The organism is Blastococcus xanthinilyticus, from assembly GCF_008124835.1.
Classification (GTDB): Bacteria; Actinomycetota; Actinomycetes; order Mycobacteriales; family Geodermatophilaceae; genus Blastococcus; species Blastococcus xanthinilyticus.
The window spans coordinates 1-1,455 of sequence record NZ_VNHW01000035.1; the positions used below are offsets into that span (position 1 = coordinate 1).

The 1,455-nt window shown below is 72.0% G+C and carries 1 protein-coding gene; it reads right to left on the reverse strand.

Annotated features, from left to right (window positions below):
• Positions 1-18 precede the first annotated feature (18 nt).
• Positions 19-1,173 (reverse strand): IS110 family RNA-guided transposase, encoded by a 1,155-nt coding sequence (locus BD833_RS22595; RefSeq protein WP_166535413.1) that lies wholly within the window; start codon positions 1,171-1,173, stop codon positions 19-21.
• Positions 1,174-1,455 lie beyond the last annotated feature (282 nt).

Genomic DNA, 1,455 nt, shown 5'->3' on the forward strand with positions numbered 1-1,455 from the left:
GATGACGCTCCTCTTGTGTCAAGCGGTGCTGAGGGCGGCTCCTCCGGGGGTGACGACGGGGAGCGGTGGGACGAGTCGAAGCCGTGTGGCCGCGGGCGGTGTGGGGTTGATGTGGTGGTAGACCTCGCGGGCGACGTAGCGCTTGAGGCAGCGCATGATGTCGCGTTTGGCGAGGCCTTCGGCGGTGCGGCGGGTGACGTAGTCCCGGGTCGGTGGGTGGGTCTTCATCCGGACCAGGACGATGCGCCAGAGGGCGCTGTTGGCTTGCCGGTCGCCGCCCCGGTTGAGCCGGTGGCGGTGGGTGTTGCCGGAGGATGCCTGGACCGGTGAGGCGCCGCAGAGGGCGGCGAAGGCTTGTTCGGTGACCAGCCGTTCGGGGTTGTCCCCGGCGGCCACCAGCAGTGCGCCGGCAGTGTCGGGGCCGACTCCGTGGGCGGCCAGCAGCCGCGGGTGGGCGGTGGTGAGGATGGTTTTGAGGTGGGCGTCCAGGCCGGCGATTTCGGTGTCGAGGTGCTGGATGCGGCGGGCGAGGGCGCTCATCGCGTACTTCGCGGCGGCGGTGGTGGTGGTCATGTCGCCGGGTCGGAAGCGGGCGGCGGTCTCGATCAGGGCGGCGTAGCGCAGCGGCTTGATCGAGTCGCGTAGCTCGTCGGGGGCGGTGTCGGCCAGCGCTTGGAGCTGCAGCAGCGCTTGGGTGCGCTGCTTGATCGCCGAGCGGCGGGCGACCCGCAGCTGGCGGGCCATCTCCACCGGGCCGGTGCCGGTCTTTGGCACCGTTCGGGCCCGGCCGGCCACGACGGCGCGGGCGGCCTCCTCGGCGTCGATGGTGTCGGACTTGCCGCGCCGGCGGCGGGCTTGGCGGTTGGGCCGGTCGACCTCGACGACGGTGATGTCGCGTGCGGCCAGCCAGCGTGCCAGTCCACCGCCCCAGCAGCCGGTGCCCTCGACGCCGACGGCGGCCAGCTCACCGTGGGAGCGCAGGAACCGCAGCAGCGCCTTGAACCCGTTGGTCGTGGTGGGGAAAGACTGGCTGGCCAGGACACGGCCGAGCGGATCGCAGACGGCGGCGACGTGGATGTGCTTGTGGGTGTCCACACCGCCGATGACCGCGCCGGGCGGCCATTCGGGGCGCTCGAGCTGGTCGCGGGCAGGCCGTTCTGGGAGCCTGGGCATCGCCGTTCCTTCCACTGCTGCAGGGCCGAAAGAGGGCGCGGCACGCACGGCCGGGACGGCGGACAGGACATTGAGTGGGCCTGGTCGCACAAGCTCCTCTGAAGTCACCCCGCCCGACCGGTCGTGCCGCAGACACCGGGCCGGAGCAGCCGACCGGTCATCTTCCAGACAGCCCCGCAGGGCGTCAGCAAATGTGGGAGTCAGACCGCCCCGGACCCGGCGTCCGTGCCCCGCAGCCTGCCCGGGAGGGACCGGTTACGGGAGCCCGATTCCATCAATGCA

What these genes read in the sequence shown, in the direction of transcription:
- BD833_RS22595 (WP_166535413.1), bottom strand. Translation starts at nt 1,173, where the DNA reads ATGCCCAGGCTCCCAGAACGGCCTGCCCGCGACCAGCTCGAGCGCCCC.